Origin of the sequence: Variovorax brevis (assembly GCF_030317105.1) — a bacterium.
Taxonomy (GTDB): Bacteria; Pseudomonadota; Gammaproteobacteria; order Burkholderiales; family Burkholderiaceae_C; genus Variovorax; species Variovorax brevis.
In genome coordinates, this window is the sequence record NZ_JASZYG010000005.1 from 383,951 (window position 1) to 401,870 (window position 17,920).

Here is a 17,920-nt window from a genome sequence, read left to right on the forward strand (position 1 = left end):
TTCAGATCACAAAAGGGACTTGATAGATGACTTCTGTTCTCCAGAGCTATATCGCCGGCCGCTGGATCGGCACCGAGGCCGCGCAAGAGTTGCGCAGCGCCGTCAACGGCCAACGGGTGGCGGCCACGCATGCCGAATCGCTCGACTTCGGCGAGGCCTTGACGCACGCGCGCAAGGTGGGTTTGCCAGCGCTGCTGGCGCTCGACTTCCAGCAACGTGCCGAACGCCTGAAGGCATTGGGCAAGTACCTTGCGCAGAACAAGGAAAAGCTTTACGCGATTTCCACGCACACCGGCGCCACGCGTGCCGACAGCTGGATCGACATCGAAGGCGGCGCCGGCACCCTGATGGCCTACGCCAGCATGGGCAGCAACGAGCTGCCTTCGGGCAACCTCGTGCACGAAGGCCCCGCGATCCCGCTGGGCAAGAAGGGCGGCTTTGCCGGCACGCACATCCTCGTGCCGCGCAACGGTGTCGCGGTGCACATCAACGCCTTCAACTTCCCCGTGTGGGGACTGCTCGAAAAGTTCGCGCCCAGCTTCCTGGCCGGCATGCCCTGCATCGGCAAGCCCGCGACATCGACGAGCTATCTGACCGAAGCGCTGATGCGCCTGATCAACGAATCCGGCCTGCTGCCCGAGGGCAGCCTGCAACTGATCATCGGCGGCACGGGCGACCTGCTCGACCGCCTCGACGGCTCGGACTTCGTCACCTTCACCGGATCTGCCGACACGGCCGCCAAGCTGCGCGTTCACCCGAACGTGGTGCGCCAGTCGATCCCTTTCAACGCCGAAGCCGACTCGCTCAACTGCGCGATCCTTGCGCCCGACGTCACGCCGGACGATGAGGAGTTCGACCTCTTCGTCAAGGAAGTGGCGCGCGAGATGACCGTGAAAGCCGGCCAGAAATGCACCGCCATCCGCCGCGCGATCGTGCCGCGCCAGCACGTGGACGCCGTCGCTGAAAAGCTGCGCGCACGGCTTGCCAAGACCGTCGTCGGCGACCCGTCCCGCGAAGACGTGCGCATGGGCGCGCTGGCCTCACGCGCACAGTTCGCCGACGTGTCCGAACGCGTCGCCACCCTGATGCAGGGCGCGGAACTGGTCTACGGCGAGCGCGATGGATTCAACCCCGTGGGCGAGGGCGTGGGCGAAGGCGCCTTCTTCTCGCCCACGCTGCTGCTCAGCCGCAAGCCGATGCAGCACGACGCCGTGCACGACGTCGAAGCCTTCGGCCCCGTCAGCACGCTGATGGCCTACGACGGCATCGACGAAGCCATGGCGCTGGCCGCCCGCGGACGCGGCAGCCTGGTCGGCACGCTGGTCACGCGCGATCCGAAAACGGCGGCGCGTGTCGTGCCGGCGGTGGCGGCGCTGCACGGCCGCATCCTTGTGCTCGACCGCGAGGCGGCGGTCGAATCCACCGGCCACGGCTCGCCGCTGCCGATGCTCAAGCACGGCGGCCCGGGACGCGCAGGCGGTGGCGAGGAACTCGGCGGCATCCGCGCGGTGAAGCATTATTTGCAACGCACGGCCGTGCAGGGCTCGCCCAGCATGATCGCCGCCATCACCGGCGAATACATGCGCGGCGCCACCCTGCAGGAAAGCGACCAGCATCCCTTCCGCAAGCACTTCGAAGACCTGGCCATCGGCGACTCGCTGCTCACGCACCGCCGCACAGTGAGCGAGGCCGACATCGTGGCCTTCGGCGGCATCTCCGGCGACTATTTCTACATGCATTTCGACGAAGTGGCGGCGAAGGAATCGCCCTTCGGCAAGCGCATCGCGCACGGCTATTTCGTGCTGTCAGCGGCGGCAGGTCTCTTCGTCTCGCCCGCGCCAGGACCGGTGCTGGCCAACTACGGGCTGGACACGCTGCGCTTCGTCAAGCCGGTGGGCATTGGCGACACCATCCGCGCGCGCCTGACCTGCAAGCGCAAGATCGACCGCAACCGCAAGGACGCGAACGGCGTCGGGCAGGGCGTGGTGGCGTGGGACGTGGAAGTGACCAACCAGCTGGGCGAAGTGGTGGCGAGCTACGACATCCTCACACTCGTGTCCAAGCACAACTGACGCAGCGAGAACTTCCGCAGTACATTGCTCGACTCACCAACAAAAGGAGACATCCCTATGCTCAAGGTCACCGTCCTGTACCCGAACGCCGAAGGTCGCAAGTTCGACATGGACTACTACCTCAACAAGCACATGCCGCTGGTTGCGAACCGGTGCGGCGCCGCCCTGCACAAGTACGAGGTCGACGAGGGCGTCGCGGGTGGGGCCCCGGGCAGCAAGCCGCCTTTCGTGGCCGCCGTGCACATGTATTTCGATTCGGCCGACACCTTCGGCGCGGCCTTCGGACCGCACGCGGACGAGATCATGAAGGACATCCCCAACTACACGGACGCGCAGCCGGTGATCCAGCTGTCGACGGTGAAAAAGCCGGCGTAGGCACCGCACGTCAACGCTGAAAATGCAAGCCCGGCGTAGTCGTTCACCGACAGCCGGGTTCGCCACATCGCAGTAGTCTTCGCTTCTGTCTGACCGACCGGAGAAAGCGATGCTGCAAGAAGCTCCCATGTACGCGTACATCCCCGCCAAGGATGTGGCCCGCGCGCGCAAGTTCTACGAAGAAAAGCTCGGCTTCAAGCCGGGCGCCGAAACGGGCGGCGGTGTCGCCTACAACTGCGCTGGCGGCACCTCCTGCTTCCTGTATCCCACCCCGAACGCCGGAACGTCGCAGGCGAGCCAGGCCTTCTGGGACGTGAAGGACATTGAAAAGGAAGTCGCGGAGCTGAAAGCGCGCGGCGTCCTGTTCGAGCACTACGACATGCCGGGCTCGGACGCCAACGGCATCGTCACCGCCGGCGGGGCCAAGGCGGCGTGGTTCAAGGACACCGAGGGCAACATCATGGCGATCATCCAGACGCTCGGATAGGCCGCAGCAAGGCGCTCAGGCGCCGCGCTCGCGCATCACCAGCGTCTGCACCGCCACGCCGATGACGCCCTGTTCGTCGAACAGGTTCGTGCGTGTGGTGCCGCCGCCGCTTGCGTCGGCCTGCGTCTCCGACTGAAGCCCGATCCATTCGCCGACCGGCTGCCGGTGCAGGTGCAGCGAGAGGTCCGCATTGGTGAACACATAGCGCTCGGCGGGCAGCACCCAGCTCAACCCGTTTCCGAAATCCGCCGCGGCGGCCGCCCGCATCGCGGGGGAGGTCGGGGCGTGCTCGAAGAAAGGCAGCACCAGGCGGAACCACGCGGCGCCGGGCCCGGGTCGCGATGGGTCGCCCTGCGCATTGCGCGTTTCCATGGCGGTTCCGTAGAAAGACGTTCCCCCGGGCAATCCGGCAATGCGAAGCGGATCCTTGCAGTCGCCAGGCGAGGGCAGCAGTTGCGACGGCGACCAGCCCGGCATTCCAGCGGGCAAGTTCAGTGCATGCTGGCGAAGCATCAAGCCGTGCGCCTTTGCGATGAGCGTTTCGCCCGCGTACAGGTCGATGTAGACCCGCGCCGTGGAGCGTGCGGGCTGCACGGTGCAACGCGTGGTGAGCGGCGCCAGCGGCACAGGGCGGATCAGTTCGAGGGTGAGCCGCGCGAGCTGCCAGCCAGGGCCTTCCACCGCGCTTTCCGCCACGTGGACGAGCAGCGCAGCGGGCGCGCCGCCGTGTTGCGCACGCGGGTCCCAGGGGCCGCGCGCATGGACGGTGGGGTGCCACGCGTCGCCCTTGCGGCTGTAGACCCAGGCTGGAATGGATTGCGCGGTATCGGTCATCTCGTGTTTGCCTTGTCGGGTCTTTGTATGTTGCCGGCAGGCGAGAATGCCGGACGGTTTCGAAAAATTGTAGACAGACTCCATCTTCCCTGCGCCCGTATCCCAAGGCATGAAGCCCAAAGCCAACCGATCGCCTTCGCCTGCTGCCCCGAGGAGAAAGCCCCGCCAGTCCCGCGCCCACCACACCTCGCGCGCCTTGCAGGAGGCCTTCGTGCGCCTGCTGGTCGAGCGCGGCTACGCCGGCATCACCATCCGCGAGATCGTTTCCGTGGCCGGCACGGGCCTGGGCAGCTTCTACGAATACTTCGCCGGCAAGGAAGACCTGGCGCGCGTGTGCCTGCACCTGCGCTCGAAGGCGCTGTTGATGGACACCCGCAATGCAGCGCTGGCGCGCGCCGGTCGGCCGTTGCAGGAAATCGCCGATGCCATCATCGACGCGCAAGTCGCGGCGCACAGCCTGCATCCGCAGGAGTGGGGCGCGCACTACCTCCTCGAACGCCACCTGTCGAGCTCGGACGCCTATCGCAAGATGTATGAGCGCTTCGTCGATGAATGGGCCGCGGCCTTTGCCACGGCCAGCGATGCGCTGCCCGACGCCCTGTCGCACGAAGCGGCGCGGGTGAGCCACGCCGTGCTCTACGGCGTCGTCTCGCACACCTTCATCCATGCCGGCGGCGTGCCGGACATGCAGGCCATGGCGCAATTCGCCCGGCGCACCGTGTGGGCGTACCTGAAAGGCATTCGGCTGTCCCCCGCGGCTTGAGCCGTTAAGCTTTCTTTACAATCGTTGTTTTCCGATGGAGAGGGTGGCGTGAAGAGGTGGTTGTTATTGCTGGGCTTGGGCGCGTGCGCCACGCAAGCCCTTGCGGAGTGGCTCACGGTCACCGGTGACCCGCGCGTGGCGACGGTCAACACGGTGCAGGTGGATCCGGTGGCGCTTCAGGTCAATGGCGACTTCAAGACCATGACCTTGCGCGTCAACCGCTCGCAGGAGCGCCGCAACTGGGAGGGCGTTCCCTACAGGTCGTACCACGCGCGCGTTCGCTTCGATTGCCGCGTCATGCGGGCGCACTACGTGGATGCCATTTTCTACATGCAGCCCCTGTGGCGTGGCGATCCGCACCAGGCGACGGACTATTCCAGCAACCCCAAGCCGATGCTCTTCCTTGACGTCGAGCCGAACCCGACCGGGCGCATCGTGCGTGCGGCCTGCCACAGCGCTGCTTAGGCCATTGAACGCGGCTCAGCCGTTCAGCGCGGCTCAACCAGCCACTTCTTCCGTCGTGACTTCAAAGCGCTCCAGCGTGTTGGCGCCGAACACCATCGTGATCGGCACATCCGCCGCGTCGCGCCCGCGCGCGATGACGATGCGGCCGATGCGCGGCGTGTTGTGGCGTGCATCGAAGGTGTGCCACCGGTCGCCCAGGTACACCTCGAACCACGCGCTGAAATCCATCGGGTAGGGCACCGGCGGCACGCCGATGTCGCCGAGGTAGCCCGTCACGTAGCGCGCAGGAATGTTCATGCACCGGCACAGGGTGATGGCCAGGTGCGTGAAGTCGCGGCACACACCGGTGCGTTCGCGAAAGGCGCTCAGGGCGCTGCGCGTGGGGTGCGCGCGCTGGTAGTCGAAGGCCAGGTGCTGGTGCACGAAGTCGCAGATGGCCTGCACGCGTTGCCAGCCCAGCGGCGTGGTGCCAAAGCGGTCCCACGCGAACTGCAGCAGTTCGCTGTCGACTTCGCAATAGCGGCTGGGCAGCAGGAAGCGCAGCGTTTCCACCGGCAGGTCGGCCGGCGCAATCTGGATCGCGCCGGGGGATTGCGGGTCCGGCAGGCCGCTGTCGTACACCAGCGATTCGTTGCGGATGCGGATCCTGGAGATGCCGCTGTCCACATGCACGCGCGCGCACTGGTTGTCGAAGCCGTCGAGGTAGTAGTCGGTGGCCAGCGGTGGGCTGATGGTGATGTTTTCCATCCCCTGGACATCCGCCGCACGCGTGGGGTGAACCTGCAGCAGGTAGATGAGCGAAGTCGGCGAAGCGACCCCGAGTTCGATGTCAAAGCCGATCTTGATGAGCATGCAACGCACTCTATAAGCGATCGGTCGCGCAAGGCGTCGCGGCTTGCCTGAGCTTGCGTAGGGCAATGTTGATCAGCCATGCGCGCGGCGACGCACCGGCACTCGCGAGGTGCATATATCCCCGCGATATCCCCGCGATGGGCCATGCGCACCACCATGGGTGCCGGCAAATTGGCGTCCGTTTGTAACGCTACCGGCTGAACTCAGAACGAGAAGCGAATGCCGCCGACCCATTCCGTGAGGTCGTTGTCGACGGTGTTGGTGACGCCAGCGGGAATGGTGAAGGAAGCGCGCCCCAGGCCCGAGCCCGCGTTTTCCTGGTTCTTGAAGTAGGTCACGCCGGTGTAGAGCAAGGTGCGCTTGGACAGCGTGTACTCGTACTGAACGCCCAGCCCCTGCGTCTTGGCGTCGTCGATGTACTTGGGCCGGTTCTCCACATACTGGATCTTCACCAGGTTCACGCCGAACTTGTAGTCCGCGCCAAGCCACCAGCCCGAGCCGTCGAGGTTGGTGGGCGTGCGATCGTCCACGAACAGGAAGGCACCCTTGAAGCTCAGGTTGCCGAAGCTGTAGGCGGCTCCGACGATCCAGCTGCGCCGGTGCGCGAGCGGCGACACGCTGCCGCCCTTGTCGTCCACGACTCCAAGGGCCAGGTCCACCGGCCCTTGGTCATAGCGGGCGTAGCCATCGTATATGCGGTTGCCGCCAGCGTTGTTGACGACTTCGCCAAACCCCCCCTGTACCCCGAAGCGAAAGCCGCCCCAAACGGGTGTTTCGTACTTCACGGCGTTGTCGATGCGCGCTGGTGCGCCGTGCCCGGTGGCGCTGTCGTCCGACCCCCGCACCGGCTCGTAGCCGCCAAAGCCACCCACCGTTGCGCTGCTGGGGCCGTCGGGAGAATTGGAAAACTCGCTGAACTCGTCGGTGATGTGCCAGAAGCCGGTGTATTGCCGTCCCAGCGTGACCGCGCCGAAGCGCTCATCGCCGACGCCAACAAAGGACTGGCGGCCGAAGGTCGAGCCCTGGCCGGTCGAGCCATCGTCGAAGTTGATGCCCATTTCCAGCGTGAACACGGAATACAGGCCGCCGCCAAGATCTTCGCGGCCCTTGAATCCCAGGCGCGAAGCCGAACGCCCGCCTGACTGAAGACGCCAGATCGAGCCGCCTCCCCCGCTGATGCCTTCGACATACGTGTCCGCAATGCCGTAGATCTGAAGGGAATCCTGCGCGTATGTCGCGCTTGCAGCGAGAAGACCGACGCCCGCAAACAGCACGCGCAGAAGAGACTTGGACATAAAGTTCTTTCCTCCGTCAACGGCAGCCGCCGCCATTACACGCGGGACGCCCCCACATGGCAAGCCCTTCGACGCGTAACGAAAAATCGGCCCGCGATTGCGTACTTGCCCGATCCTGCCATTTGTAGTGACATTAACGGACTAGTGTTTCCCAACTTGGCCGGCAGTTTTGCGTTGACCGAGTGCGGCGCAAGCCCGGCCTGACGGAGAGGGTTCGCATGGTCCAACAGATGCAGATCTGGCCGGTCGTCACGCGCGATACGGCCGCGGCCCCGCGGAGGCTGCAATGGCCTTGAACATGCGCTTGACGACGTGGCGTCGGGCGGCATTCGTCTTGCTGCCTGCAATGGCGCTCATGGCGGCCTGCAAGAAGCAGGAAGCGCATGCGCCGGCAGCGCAACCCACCGCAGTGTCTGTGCTCACGGTGAAGGCCCAGCTGGTGCCTGTCACCTTCGACTTCGTCGGCCAGACCGAGAGCTCGCAGCAGGTGGAGATCCGTGCCCGCGTCACCGGCTTCCTGGAGAAGCGCGTGTACACCGAAGGCGCCTTCGTCAAGCCGGGGCAGGTGATGTTCCTGATGGACAACAAGCCCTTCAACGCAGACCTCACGGCTGCGAAGGCCGAGCTTGCGCAGCAGCAGGCAAGGCTGAAAACGGCGCGCGCCAATCTCGCGCGCGTGAAGCCGCTGGTGGCCGACAACGCGCTGGCCGTCAAGGACCTGGACGACGCCACCGGGCAGGAGCAGGCCGCCGCCGCCGCGGTGGAGGCCGCTGCCGCAAAGGTGACCGACTCGCAGCTCAACCTGGGCTACACGACCATCACCTCGCCTCTGGCGGGCCTGTCGTCCTTCGCCAAGGTGCAGGAAGGCGCATTCGTCAGCGCGGCCAACAGCCTGCTGACCTATGTCGCAAAGCTCGACCCGATGCGCGTGAACTTCAGCTTGTCAGAAAACGAGAGCCTTCGCCTGAAGGATGAGGTGGACAAGGGCTTGCTCACGCGCGCCGCGCATGACGATTACCTGGTGGAACTGGTGCTGGCCGATGGATCGGTGTTCCCTGCCCGGGGCCGCATCACCTTTGCCGACGCCGCGTTCAGCCAGGAGACAGGCACTTTCCTGCTGCGCGCGGATGTGCCCAATCCGGAAGGGCATTTGCGCCCCGGCCAGTTCGTGCGCGTGAACGTGATCGGCTTCACCCGGCCCAACGCCATCGTGGTCCCGCAGCGTGCCGTTCAGCAAGGCCCGCGCGGCGCCTTTGTGTGGACGGTGGACGGCGAATCGAAGGCACAGCCGCGGCCTGTGGTCGCGGGCGACTGGCTGGCCGACCAATGGCTGGTGAGCAGTGGCCTGAAAGACGGTGAGCGCGTGGTGGTGGATGGCTTCATGCGGCTGGCGCCCGGCGTGCCGGTGAGCGTGAAGGAGGTTCCTGCGGAACCCTTGCCGCAGCAGAAGGTGGCGATGGCGGCACCTGGCGCGGCGTCATCCGGCGCGGCTGCGGGGGGCACGCCGGGCGCATCGACGTCGGCCGCAGCGCCTGCGATGAGTGCGCCGCCGGCTGCATTGAGTGGCCCGGGCGGTGCAGGAAGCGCAGGAAGCGCAGGAAGCGCAGGAAGCCCCGCCGCGACCGCTTCCACCTCCGACAAGGACGCCGTGTTCTTCGATTCGAACCACACGCGCCTGGACGCCACGGCCCGCGCGCGCCTGCTGGGCATTGCCTCCGCCATGAAGGCGCAGCCCAACATGCAGGTCACCTTGAATGGCTACGTGGATGCCACCGGCAACGCCCGCCGCAACAAGGACCTTGCAAAGCAGCGCGCGCAAGCCGTGCGTGATGCGCTCGTGGCCGCGGGCGTGCCGCGCGAGCGCATCGCCTTGCAGGCGCCCGCCAACATCACCGGCGGTGAATCCCCCGCACTGGCGCGTCGCGTCGACATCGCGCTGGCGGGGGCACGATGAAGTTCGCGCACTTCTTCATCGACCATCCGATCTTCGCGAGCGTCATCTCGATCATCCTCGTGCTGGCGGGTGGCGTGGCGATGCTGAACCTGCCGATCGCGCAATTTCCCGACATCACGCCGCCGCAGATCTCGGTGTCGGCCACGTACCCCGGCGCCAGCTCGGAAGTGGTGGCGCAGAACGTGGCCGCGCCCATCGAGCAGCAGGTCAACGGCGCCGACAACATGATGTACATGAACTCCACGTCGAGCTCGACGGGAAACATGACGCTGTCGGTGTACTTCCAGATCGGCACCGACCCCTCGCTCGCGCAGGTGGACGTGCAGAACCGCGTGAACCTCGCGCTGCCCACGCTGCCTTCGGCCGTGAGCCAGCAGGGCGTGTCGGTGGCCAAGAAGTCGCAGGCTTTCATGATGATCGTGGCGATCTTTTCGCCCGATGGCAGCCAGGACCCGACCTACGTCGCGAACTACACCAACATCAATGTGCTGGACACGATCAAGCGCATTCCGGGGGCCAACCAGAGTTCGATTTTTGGATCACCCGACTACGCGATGCGCCTGTGGCTCAAGCCCGACCGCATGGCCAGCCTGGGCCTCACGGCCACCGACATCCAGCAGGCGGTGGCGGCGCAGAACCAGCAATACGCCGCCGGGCGGCTGGGTGCATCGCCCACGGCGGGGCCGGTGCAGCAGACCATTCCGGTCGCGACCTCGGGGCGCATGACGGAGCCTTCGGAGTTCGACAACATCATCCTGCGCGCCTCGCAGCAGGGCACCGGCGCCATCGTGCGCGTGAAGGACATCGGCCGCTCCGAACTGGGCGCCAAGGACTATTCGATCCGGTCCAAGTACAACGGCAAGACCGCGACGCTGATCGCGATCTACCAGCAGCCTGGCGCCAATGCGCTGCAGGTGGCCAAGGATGTGCGTGCCTCGCTCGTCGAGCTGAAGAAGACCTTTCCGCAAGGGCTGGACTACGACATTGCGCTGGACACCACCGAGTTCGTGCAGGAGTCGATCAACGAGGTGATCCACACCTTCATCGAGGCGGTGGTGCTGGTGGTGATCGTGGTGTTCATCTTCCTGCAGAGCTTTCGCGCGACCATCGTGCCGATCATGGCGGTGCCGGTGTCCATCATCGGGGCCTTCATCGGGCTCACGGCGATGGGCTTTTCAATCAACATGCTCACGCTGTTCGGCATGATCCTGGCGATCGGCATCGTGGTGGACGACGCCATCGTGGTGGTCGAGAACGTGGAGCGCAACATGGCCGAGTACGGCCTCTCGCCCAAGGACGCCGCAAAGAAGGCCATGGACGAAGTGAGCGGGCCCGTGGTCGCCATCGTGCTGGTGCTGTGCGCGGTGTTCATTCCCGTGGCCTTTCTCTCGGGCATCACCGGGCAGCTCTACAAGCAGTTCGCTGTGACGATAGCGGTGTCGGTGGTGCTCTCGGGCCTGGTGGCGCTCACGCTGTCGCCTGCGCTCGCGGCCATCCTGCTGAAGCCGCCGAAGGCGGGCGAGGCGCACGAGAAGAGAGGCTTCTTCGGCTGGTTCAACCGGCGCTTCGAGCAGCTCACCCACGGCTACAGCAACACGACGCAGTTGGTGATCAAGCGCGTGCTGGTGTCAGCGCTGCTCATCGTGGGCATGATCGTCATCATGATGGGGCTCTTCAGGAAGGTGCCTTCGGCCTTCCTGCCCGAGGAAGACCAGGGCTACATCTTCACGGCCGCGATCATGCCGGACGCTGCCAGCCTCGACCGCACCGAGATCGCGACCGATCGGGCGCAAGCCTGGTTCAGCAAGCAACCCGCGGTGAAGGCGGTGGCCGCGGTGCCGGGCTTCAGCCTGATCGATTCGCAACTCAAGTCGAACGCCGGCGTGCTCTTCGTGTCGCTCAAGGGCTTTGCCGAGCGGCAGGCGCCGGCCGACAAGGCGGATGCGTTGATACGCAATGCCGCGGCCGAATTCCGCAAGGACCAGGACAGCGTGATGATCCCGGTGAACCCGCCGTCGATACCCGGCTTGGGCACGACGGGCGGATTCGAGTTCTGGGTGCAGAGCGAGGGCGATGCGCCGCTGCAGCGCGTGGAAGAAATCACGCGCGAGATCATCGCCAAGTCGCGCCAGCGCCCTGAACTGGCGGGCGTGAACTCGACGATCAACACGCGATCCAGGCAACTGATGATCGATGTGGACCGCGACAAATCGGAGAGCCTGGGCGTGCCGGTGCAGGACGTCTATTCGACGCTGCAAACGCTCTTCGGCTCGCTCTACGTGAGCCAGTTCCCCAAGAACAGCCGCCTGTTCCAGGTAATCTTGCAGGCCGAGCCGAACTACCGCACCAAGCCGGAAGACCTGCAGAACATGTTCGTGCGCAACAAGGAAGGCAAGATGGTGCCGCTGAAGGCGGTGGCCACCACGCGCTACGTGGTCGGCGCCGACATCGTCACGCGCTTCAACAACTTCACGGCGGCCAAGATTTCGGGCGGCCCCGCGCCGGGCTACAGCTCGGGGCAGGCGCTCGACGCGATGGAGCAGATCGCGAAGGAAGTCTTGCCGCAAGGCTTCTCCTTTGCGTGGTCGGGGCAGGCCTATGAAGAAAAGAAGGCGGGCTCCACGGCGGGCCTGGTGTTCGCGTTTGCGCTGGTGATGGTGTTCCTCATCCTGGCGGCGCAGTACGAAAAATGGTCCTTGCCGTTGGGCGTGCTGCTGGCGGTGCCCTTTGCGCTGTTCGGCGCCATCGTGGCGATCTGGTTGCGTGGCATCCAGAACGACGTGTATTTCCAGATCGGGCTCACGGTGCTCATCGCATTGGCCGCGAAGAACGCGATCTTGATTTTCGAGTTCGCGGTCGAGCTGCGGCACAAGGAAGGCATGTCCGCCTACGACGCGGCGGTCGGTGCGGCGCGGCTGCGCTTGCGGCCGATCATCATGACTTCGCTGGCCTTCATCCTGGGGTGCATACCGCTGGCCATTGCGAGCGGCGCGTCGGCTGCCAGCCGGCAGTCGCTGGGCACGGGCGTGATCGGCGGCATGCTGGGCGCCACGGCCATTGCGATCTTCTTCATCCCGATGTTCTTCTGGGGCCTGGAGACGATGAGCGAGCGCACCAGCGGCAAGAAGGCGGAACATGCGGCGCCTGTCGAAGGCGAGGGGGCTGGCGATGCGCCCCGCTGAAGCGCCACGCGCAACTGTTGCACTTGCGCTGGGCGCGCTGCTGGGCGGTTGCATGCTCGGGCCCGACTACAAGCGTCCGGACGTGCCGGTGCCGGCCCAATACCGCGGCGCGGCGCAGCAAACGAACGTGAGCCCGACGGCTTCCGACACCGCGTGGTGGGAACAGTTCGGCGATGCCCAACTCAACGCCCTGATCTCCGAGGCGCTGGCCAACAACCTCGACGTGGTGGCGGCAGCAGCGCGGGTGGACCAGTTCTACGGCGCCTTGGGCACGACGCGCTCGCAGCTCTTTCCGCAAGTTGGCGCCGACGTGACAGGCAGCCGCACGCGCGCCAGCGAGCAAACGATCAGCCCCGCGCCGGGGATCAATCCCTACAACGCGGCGCAGGCGAATCTGCTGGCGAGCTGGGAGATCGACCTGTTCGGCCGCACGCGCCGCCTGACCGAGGCGGCGGTTGCGGACCTGCAAGCCAACGAGGCGTTTCGGCGTGGGACCGTGCTGTCGGTGGTGGCGGCCGTCACCGCCGGCTACGTGCACCTGCGCGATCTCGACCGCGAAGTCGAAGTGGCGCGCGACACGCTGGGCCTGCGCAAGGACACGTTGACGCTGTTCGAAAAGCGCTTCAAGGGAGGCGTGGTGTCGGAAGTGGAAGTGAGCCAGGCGCGCTCCGAATATGCGTCTGCCTTGCGAACGCTGCCGCTGCTGGAGCAATCCGCGGCCCAGCAGGAAAACGCGCTCTCCGTGCTCGTGGGGCGCAATCCGGGGCCCATTGCACGCGGCCGCGCGATCAATGAACTCACCTTGCCGCCGGTGCCTGCCGACCTGCCTTCGGAACTGCTCGAACGCCGGCCCGACCTGCAGCAGGCGGAGCAATTGCTGGTAGCCGCCAATGCGCGCATCGGCGCCGCGAAAGCGGCCTACTTTCCGACGATTTCGCTCACCGGCGCGTTCGGTGCGGCGAGCCGTTCACTGTCCGACCTGTCGGGCGGTGCGGCGCGCATCTGGACCTATGGCGTGGACGTCAGCGTGCCGATCTTCACGGCGGGCGCCATCGCGGGCCAGGTGACGAGCGCCGAAGCGGCGCAGCGCCAGTCCCTCGCGCAATACCGCAAGGCGGTGCAGACGGGCTTTCGGGAGACGGAGGACGCGCTGGTGGGCGTCACCGACTCTTTGAAAGCGCGCGATGCTGCGCAACTGCAGGTCAACGCGCTGGCCAACTACGCGCGCCTGGCGCGCAAGCGCTACGAGGGCGGCTACACGAGCTATCTCGAGGTGCTCGATGCGGAGCGCAGCCTGTTCGCCGCGCAGTTGCAACTGGCGCAGTCGCAGGCGGAGGTGTTGCTGCAGGCGACGGCGCTGTACAAGTCGCTGGGCGGTGGCTGGGTCGACCTGGCGGACCAGCAGGCGCCCAAGCCGGAAAAGGCGAGTTGAAGGCTGCGCCATTGCCCGGACGGTATGCTTGGCCGTCCCCATCTTCTTGTGCCTGCGCCATGCGACGCCCTGTTCGCCTTTTCACGTCTGCCCTGTTCCTGTCATTCGCCGCCGTGCTGGCCCACGCGCAATCATTGCCCGAGGGCGTGCACATGGGCATGACGGTGGACGAACTGCGTGCGGCGGTGCCCTCGGCTGAACGCGTGCCCCGGCCGCAGCGGCTGTCGGGTGGGTTGGCCGGCACCTGGCGTGGCGCACCGGCGGTGGTGGGCGGCTTGCCGCTTGCGCCCACCTTCTATTTCGCGGGTGCCCGACTGCAGCGCGTGGAGTTTTCGGCCTCGGCGACCAGCGAACCCGACCTCGGCGCGCAGGCCTTCAATGAGATCGTGTCGTGGGGACGTGGCAGCTTCGGCCAGGAACTGGCGTCCACCGATGGCGCCAGCCAATACGCGGCCTGGTCGCAAGGCGGCGTCGATGTCTACGCGCAGCGCATGGGCGACCCGCGCCATGCCGCCGTGCGCATCGTGTATGCGGCGCGCGAGCGCAAGGACGACAGCACGCTCTGATCAGTCACTGGCCAGCATGCCGCGCTCTTCGATGAAAGCCACGACCTCGGCCACGCCCGTGAGCGTCTTGAGGTTGGTCATCACGTAGGGCTTCTTCTTGCGCATGCGTTGCGTGTCGCTTTCCATCACCGAGAGGTCGGCGCCCACGTAGGGTGCCAGGTCGGTCTTGTTGATGACGAAGAGGTCGCTCTTGGTGATGCCGGGCCCGCCCTTGCGCGGGATCTTCTCGCCGGCCGCCACGTCGATGACGTAGATCGTCAGGTCGCTCAACTCCGGGCTGAAGGTGGCGGCAAGGTTGTCGCCGCCGCTCTCCACGAACACCACGTCCGCATCGGGAAAGTCCACCAGCATGCGGTCGATGGCTTCCAGGTTGATCGATGCGTCTTCGCGAATGGCCGTGTGCGGGCAACCTCCCGTTTCCACGCCCATGATGCGTTCGGCCGGCAGCGCGCCCGCGACGGTCAACAGGCGCTGGTCTTCCTTGGTGTAGATGTCGTTGGTGATGGCGACAAGGTCGTACTTGTCGCGCATCGTCTTGCAGAGCATTTCGAGCAAGGTCGTCTTGCCCGAGCCGACCGGGCCGCCGATGCCGACCCGAAGGGGCGGGAGTCTCTTGGTGCGGTTGGGGATGTGGTGAAGGGCGGAGGACATGTTTGCCTAGCGACGAGCCGCCTCTAGCGAGGCAAGCGCCCCCTCGGGGGGCAGCGAATACACGAAGTGATGAGCGTGGGGGTTCATGTTTTAGCTTCTGAAGAGGCGGGAATACTGGGTTTCGTGGCGCGAAGACAGGATGGCAAGCATCGGGGAAAAGGCTTGGCGCTCATCATCGGACAAGGCCATCGCCCGCTCTACCGCGTCGGGAATTTCGGCGGCCAGGCGCCCGAGGATGCGCTGGCCGGCGCTCTGGCCGAGCGGCACCGCCTTGACGGCCGCGCCGGTCATGTTCTCGGCCCAGCCGAAGGCGAAAGCCAGGCAGCCGTCGCGCACCGTCGCGTTGGCGCGCTCCGCCGCAAAGGCGAAGGCCACCGGGTAGGTGATGGGCAAGCCGTCGAACATCGCCGCGGCGTCTTCGTGATGGAGCTTGAGCCATTCGAGAAAAGAGCGGCCCATCTGTTCGGTCTGCAGCAGGAACTCGGATGTTTCGCGCGTTTGCAGCACCCACGCGTTGAGCGCATGGACGCGTGCCCGGTCCACCGCGCGCCACGCCGCGATGGCCTGTGCGACCACGGCCAGGTCGCCGCGTGCAAGGCTCAGGTGCAGCTGGTCGACGAGCCAGTCCGCGGCAGCCGCTTCGTGGGTGACGCCGGCCAGTTCGACCGCCGACTCCACGCCTTCGGAATACGAGAAGCCGCCGACGGGCAACGCCGGCGAAGCGAGCCAGATAAGTTGCAGGAGGCTGGATGCGGGCTGCTCGCGGGGCGGGTCGTCAGGCATCAATGCGAATGTCCGTGGCCGTGGGAGTGATCGTGCAAGTGGTCGTCGTGATCGTGGTCATGGCCGTGTGAATGCGATCCGCCATACGCGTCAGGATGCAGCACCGGTCCGACGGGTGCCGCGCCTTCATGGGCGCCGTGCGCGTGTCCGTGGCCCCCATACGCCCCGCCTTCCGGCTCGAAGGCTTCATTGGCTTCGCGCACGATCAGGTGCATCGAACGCAGCATGCCTGCCAGCACATGGTCCGGCTCGATCTTCAGGTGATCGGGCTTGAGCTCGATCGGCACGTGGCGGTTGCCCAGGTGGTAGGCGGCACGTGTCAAGTCGAAAGGCGTGCCGTGCTGCGTGCAGTGCGTGATGACCAGCACCGGCTGCGGCGCGGCGATGACGCGCACGAGCGAGCCGTCTTCCGCAACCAGCACGTCACCGCCGCGCACGGACGTGCCGCGGGGCAGGAAGACGCCGATCTGGCGGCCTTGCGAGTCGGTGACATCGAAGCGGCTTTTCTGGCGGACGTCCCAGTCGAGTTCGATGGTCGATGCGCGCTTGATCAGCACGGGCGCGAGGCCCTTGCCTTGGGGCATGAGTTTGTTGGCAGTGAGCATGGGGTCTTGATCGACTGGGAGAAGCGCTGATAATATAACAACCGTTATAACTTCAGGGGGCGTCAATGGCCACAGTCAAGCTCACACAGGTCGGCAATTCCGTCGGCGTCATTCTTCCAAAGGAAATGCTGACATACATGAAGGTGGAAAAGGGCGACACGCTCTTCGTGAGCGAGGCGGCCAACGGAGGGTACACGTTGACGCCATACGATCCTGACCTCGCGGAACAGTTGAAACTGGGCCGCGAGTTCATGCGCGAGTTCCGCGACACGTTCCACCAGTTGGCCAAATGAGCGAGTGGCGATGGGTAGATCGGCGCTCGCTGTTGTTGCTGCATGAAGAGAGTCTTGCAGAGCACGGCGGTGCGCCAGGTATTCGCGACGAGGGCCTGCTGAAGTCGGCGCTGGCTCGTCCGCTCAATCTTGTGGCTTATGGGGAGCCGGACCTTGCCGAACTTGCAGCGGCGTATGGGGTCGGAGTTGCAAAAAACCACCCGTTCGTCGATGGAAACAAGCGGGCTGCATTCCTTGCGGTTGGCTTGTGCCTCGCGCTCAACGGGCACCGGCTGGTGGTTTCCCAAGCCGAGGCGACATTGACCGTGTTGGCGGTGGCCGCCAGTGAGATCGATGAGCCTGCCTTTGCGGGCTGGATTCGCGAGCATATGCAGCCACGGCAACGCTGAAATCATTCAACGAGCCTGCCTCATACCCGGCTGAGCAACTCCGCCTTCTTGTTGGCGAATTCTTCGTCGCTGAGGATGCCCTTGGCGCGCAGGTCGGCGAGGCGTTCGATGGTGGCGAAGATGTCCTGCTGGTTGCCCGTCGGGGCGTTGTTGCCGTTGCCGTAGTTGCTGCTGCTGACGGCGGCTGGTTGTTCGTTGAACGCAGGCGCCGGCGGTGCCACGTAGGGCGCCACGCCATCGACCGAAATCACGGGCAAGCTCGCCACGTCGATCAAACCATACTGGCTGTTGAAGCTCAGCGTAGCGCCGTACGACTGCTGCTGCCCGAAACCACCGATCTGATGATCGAGCGTGTCGTACACCGTGACGCGGCCGTTGACTTCGATGGCCAGGCGCCGCGCCTGCGCAAAGTAGGCGTATCGAACGCCGTTCTGCGCGCCGGTGCTGTTCGGAAAGCGCAGATCCGAAGGCCACCAGTCGTTGCTCGTGCCCGGCACGAACAGGCTGTTGGCACCGAAGCCGCCGCTGCCTTGCTGCTGGCTGTTGCCGCCGCCATAGCTGGTCTGCGCCTGTCCGCTGTTGTAGCCGTTGCCTTGGCTCTGCGACTGGAAGCTGCCGGTGCGCACCAGATCGGGCTGGCTCGCCACCAGGTTCGACAGGTCGTTGCAAAGGCCGTCCACGCGGCCCTTCAGGTAGTTGTTGAACATGTCCGACAGCATGATCATGCCGCCGCGCATCCACTGGCCGGAGCCGGAGAACTCGGGGTGGTTGAACTGGGCCTGGCTGCCGTTGCCGTTGATCACCGAGTCCAGCATGCTGAGCGTCGCATCCACGCTGAAGCCGTTGCGCTGCGCGATGTCGTTGATGACCTGTTGGCCGGCGGGGGAGAGTTGTCGCATGGAGTGTCAGGTCGAAGGGGAGG

General features: G+C 65.6%; 18 protein-coding genes. 11 read left to right on the forward strand and 7 right to left on the reverse strand.

Annotation, left to right across the window (positions count from 1 at the left end):
* Nucleotides 1-26: 26 nt before the first annotated feature.
* The 3 genes from paaZ (at nucleotide 27) to QTI66_RS18245 (ending at nucleotide 2,934) form a co-directional block, all read left to right on the forward strand.
* Nucleotides 27-2,072 carry a phenylacetic acid degradation bifunctional protein PaaZ gene (gene paaZ / locus QTI66_RS18235; protein ID WP_286561245.1) on the forward strand — a complete coding sequence of 682 codons (2,046 nt, stop codon included), beginning with the start codon at nucleotides 27-29 and terminating at the stop codon, nucleotides 2,070-2,072.
* Nucleotides 2,073-2,129: 57 nt separating this feature from the next.
* Complete coding sequence (locus QTI66_RS18240; RefSeq protein ID WP_286561246.1) at nucleotides 2,130-2,447, forward strand: EthD family reductase; 318 nt, start codon at nucleotides 2,130-2,132, stop codon at nucleotides 2,445-2,447.
* 109 nt (nucleotides 2,448-2,556) lie between these two features.
* On the forward strand, nucleotides 2,557-2,934 hold the full coding sequence (locus QTI66_RS18245; protein ID WP_286561247.1) for a VOC family protein: 378 nt from the start codon (nucleotides 2,557-2,559) through the stop codon (nucleotides 2,932-2,934).
* 15 nt (nucleotides 2,935-2,949) lie between these two features.
* Here QTI66_RS18245 and QTI66_RS18250 read toward each other — a convergent pair whose 3' ends face one another.
* Nucleotides 2,950-3,768 (reverse strand): thioesterase family protein, encoded by an 819-nt coding sequence (locus tag QTI66_RS18250; RefSeq protein ID WP_286561248.1) that lies wholly within the window; start codon nucleotides 3,766-3,768, stop codon nucleotides 2,950-2,952.
* A gap of 109 nt (nucleotides 3,769-3,877) precedes the next feature.
* Between QTI66_RS18250 and QTI66_RS18255 the strand changes: the two genes are divergently transcribed.
* Both QTI66_RS18255 and QTI66_RS18260 read left to right on the forward strand, forming a co-directional pair.
* The gene (locus QTI66_RS18255; RefSeq protein ID WP_286561249.1) at nucleotides 3,878-4,531 is read left to right on the forward strand and encodes a TetR/AcrR family transcriptional regulator; all 654 of its coding nucleotides are present in this window, start codon (nucleotides 3,878-3,880) and stop codon (nucleotides 4,529-4,531) included.
* A 48-nt stretch (nucleotides 4,532-4,579) separates the two neighbouring features.
* Complete coding sequence (locus tag QTI66_RS18260; protein ID WP_286561250.1) at nucleotides 4,580-4,996, forward strand: surface-adhesin E family protein; 417 nt, start codon at nucleotides 4,580-4,582, stop codon at nucleotides 4,994-4,996.
* A gap of 33 nt (nucleotides 4,997-5,029) precedes the next feature.
* Here the strand turns inward: QTI66_RS18260 and QTI66_RS18265 are convergent, their stop codons facing one another.
* Entirely contained in the window at nucleotides 5,030-5,848 is an 819-nt protein-coding gene (locus tag QTI66_RS18265; RefSeq protein ID WP_286561251.1) for a transglutaminase-like domain-containing protein, read from the reverse strand.
* Between the two features lie 203 nt (nucleotides 5,849-6,051).
* Entirely contained in the window at nucleotides 6,052-7,143 is a 1,092-nt protein-coding gene (locus QTI66_RS18270; RefSeq protein WP_286561252.1) for a porin, read from the reverse strand.
* A gap of 286 nt (nucleotides 7,144-7,429) precedes the next feature.
* On the opposite strand from QTI66_RS18270, the gene QTI66_RS18275 reads away from it, so the two are divergent.
* From QTI66_RS18275 to QTI66_RS18295, 4 genes are read left to right on the forward strand one after another with little or no spacing between them, the layout of a single operon-like run.
* The gene (locus tag QTI66_RS18275) at nucleotides 7,430-9,097 is read left to right on the forward strand and encodes an efflux RND transporter periplasmic adaptor subunit (RefSeq protein WP_353506206.1); all 1,668 of its coding nucleotides are present in this window, start codon (nucleotides 7,430-7,432) and stop codon (nucleotides 9,095-9,097) included.
* Nucleotides 9,094-12,279 (forward strand): efflux RND transporter permease subunit, encoded by a 3,186-nt coding sequence (locus tag QTI66_RS18285; protein WP_286561253.1) that lies wholly within the window; start codon nucleotides 9,094-9,096, stop codon nucleotides 12,277-12,279. The genes QTI66_RS18275 and QTI66_RS18285 overlap by 4 nt, the downstream gene beginning before the upstream one ends.
* Nucleotides 12,233-13,711 (forward strand): efflux transporter outer membrane subunit, encoded by a 1,479-nt coding sequence (locus QTI66_RS18290; protein WP_286561254.1) that lies wholly within the window; start codon nucleotides 12,233-12,235, stop codon nucleotides 13,709-13,711. Before QTI66_RS18285 ends, QTI66_RS18290 begins: the two co-directional genes overlap by 47 nt.
* A gap of 59 nt (nucleotides 13,712-13,770) precedes the next feature.
* A complete protein-coding gene (locus QTI66_RS18295) occupies nucleotides 13,771-14,277 on the forward strand; it encodes a hypothetical protein (RefSeq protein WP_286561255.1) in 507 nt (168 codons plus the stop codon).
* On the opposite strand, the gene ureG is transcribed toward QTI66_RS18295, so the two are convergent.
* The 3 genes from ureG to ureE all read right to left on the reverse strand — a co-directional run bounded on the left by ureG (nucleotide 14,278) and on the right by ureE (nucleotide 16,316).
* Nucleotides 14,278-14,928: an urease accessory protein UreG gene (gene ureG / locus QTI66_RS18300; protein ID WP_286561256.1), complete on the reverse strand. Its 651-nt coding sequence runs from the start codon at nucleotides 14,926-14,928 to the stop codon at nucleotides 14,278-14,280.
* 90 nt (nucleotides 14,929-15,018) lie between these two features.
* Nucleotides 15,019-15,711, reverse strand: coding sequence for an urease accessory protein UreF (locus QTI66_RS18305; RefSeq protein WP_286561257.1), 693 nt, complete (start codon nucleotides 15,709-15,711; stop codon nucleotides 15,019-15,021).
* Entirely contained in the window at nucleotides 15,711-16,316 is a 606-nt protein-coding gene (gene ureE / locus QTI66_RS18310; RefSeq protein ID WP_286561258.1) for an urease accessory protein UreE, read from the reverse strand. The genes QTI66_RS18305 and ureE overlap by 1 nt, the downstream gene beginning before the upstream one ends.
* 65 nt (nucleotides 16,317-16,381) lie before the next feature.
* Here ureE and QTI66_RS18315 point away from each other — a divergent pair, with 65 nt between their 5' ends.
* Together QTI66_RS18315 and QTI66_RS18320 are read left to right on the forward strand one after the other, a co-directional pair.
* The gene (locus QTI66_RS18315; protein ID WP_286561259.1) at nucleotides 16,382-16,609 is read left to right on the forward strand and encodes an AbrB/MazE/SpoVT family DNA-binding domain-containing protein; all 228 of its coding nucleotides are present in this window, start codon (nucleotides 16,382-16,384) and stop codon (nucleotides 16,607-16,609) included.
* A complete protein-coding gene (locus QTI66_RS18320; protein WP_286561260.1) occupies nucleotides 16,606-16,998 on the forward strand; it encodes a type II toxin-antitoxin system death-on-curing family toxin in 393 nt (130 codons plus the stop codon). Before QTI66_RS18315 ends, QTI66_RS18320 begins: the two co-directional genes overlap by 4 nt.
* Nucleotides 16,999-17,018: 20 nt before the next feature.
* Here the strand turns inward: QTI66_RS18320 and QTI66_RS18325 are convergent, their stop codons facing one another.
* The gene (locus tag QTI66_RS18325; RefSeq protein ID WP_286561261.1) at nucleotides 17,019-17,897 is read right to left on the reverse strand and encodes an SHOCT domain-containing protein; all 879 of its coding nucleotides are present in this window, start codon (nucleotides 17,895-17,897) and stop codon (nucleotides 17,019-17,021) included.
* Nucleotides 17,898-17,920: the final 23 nt, after the last annotated feature.

Coding starts and splice junctions, on each gene's coding strand:
- paaZ (WP_286561245.1), top strand. CDS start 27: ATGACTTCTGTTCTCCAGAGCTATATCGCCGGCCGCTGGATCGGCACC.
- QTI66_RS18250 (WP_286561248.1), bottom strand. CDS start 3,768: ATGACCGATACCGCGCAATCCATTCCAGCCTGGGTCTACAGCCGCAAG.
- QTI66_RS18275 (WP_353506206.1), top strand. CDS start 7,430: ATGGCCTTGAACATGCGCTTGACGACGTGGCGTCGGGCGGCATTCGTC.
- QTI66_RS18265 (WP_286561251.1), bottom strand. CDS start 5,848: ATGCTCATCAAGATCGGCTTTGACATCGAACTCGGGGTCGCTTCGCCG.
- QTI66_RS18290 (WP_286561254.1), top strand. CDS start 12,233: ATGCGGCGCCTGTCGAAGGCGAGGGGGCTGGCGATGCGCCCCGCTGAA.
- QTI66_RS18245 (WP_286561247.1), top strand. CDS start 2,557: ATGCTGCAAGAAGCTCCCATGTACGCGTACATCCCCGCCAAGGATGTG.
- QTI66_RS18270 (WP_286561252.1), bottom strand. CDS start 7,143: ATGTCCAAGTCTCTTCTGCGCGTGCTGTTTGCGGGCGTCGGTCTTCTC.
- QTI66_RS18320 (WP_286561260.1), top strand. CDS start 16,606: ATGAGCGAGTGGCGATGGGTAGATCGGCGCTCGCTGTTGTTGCTGCAT.
- QTI66_RS18305 (WP_286561257.1), bottom strand. CDS start 15,711: ATGCCTGACGACCCGCCCCGCGAGCAGCCCGCATCCAGCCTCCTGCAA.
- QTI66_RS18325 (WP_286561261.1), bottom strand. CDS start 17,897: ATGCGACAACTCTCCCCCGCCGGCCAACAGGTCATCAACGACATCGCG.
- ureE (WP_286561258.1), bottom strand. CDS start 16,316: ATGCTCACTGCCAACAAACTCATGCCCCAAGGCAAGGGCCTCGCGCCC.
- QTI66_RS18315 (WP_286561259.1), top strand. CDS start 16,382: ATGGCCACAGTCAAGCTCACACAGGTCGGCAATTCCGTCGGCGTCATT.
- QTI66_RS18295 (WP_286561255.1), top strand. CDS start 13,771: ATGCGACGCCCTGTTCGCCTTTTCACGTCTGCCCTGTTCCTGTCATTC.
- QTI66_RS18240 (WP_286561246.1), top strand. CDS start 2,130: ATGCTCAAGGTCACCGTCCTGTACCCGAACGCCGAAGGTCGCAAGTTC.
- ureG (WP_286561256.1), bottom strand. CDS start 14,928: ATGTCCTCCGCCCTTCACCACATCCCCAACCGCACCAAGAGACTCCCG.
- QTI66_RS18285 (WP_286561253.1), top strand. CDS start 9,094: ATGAAGTTCGCGCACTTCTTCATCGACCATCCGATCTTCGCGAGCGTC.
- QTI66_RS18255 (WP_286561249.1), top strand. CDS start 3,878: ATGAAGCCCAAAGCCAACCGATCGCCTTCGCCTGCTGCCCCGAGGAGA.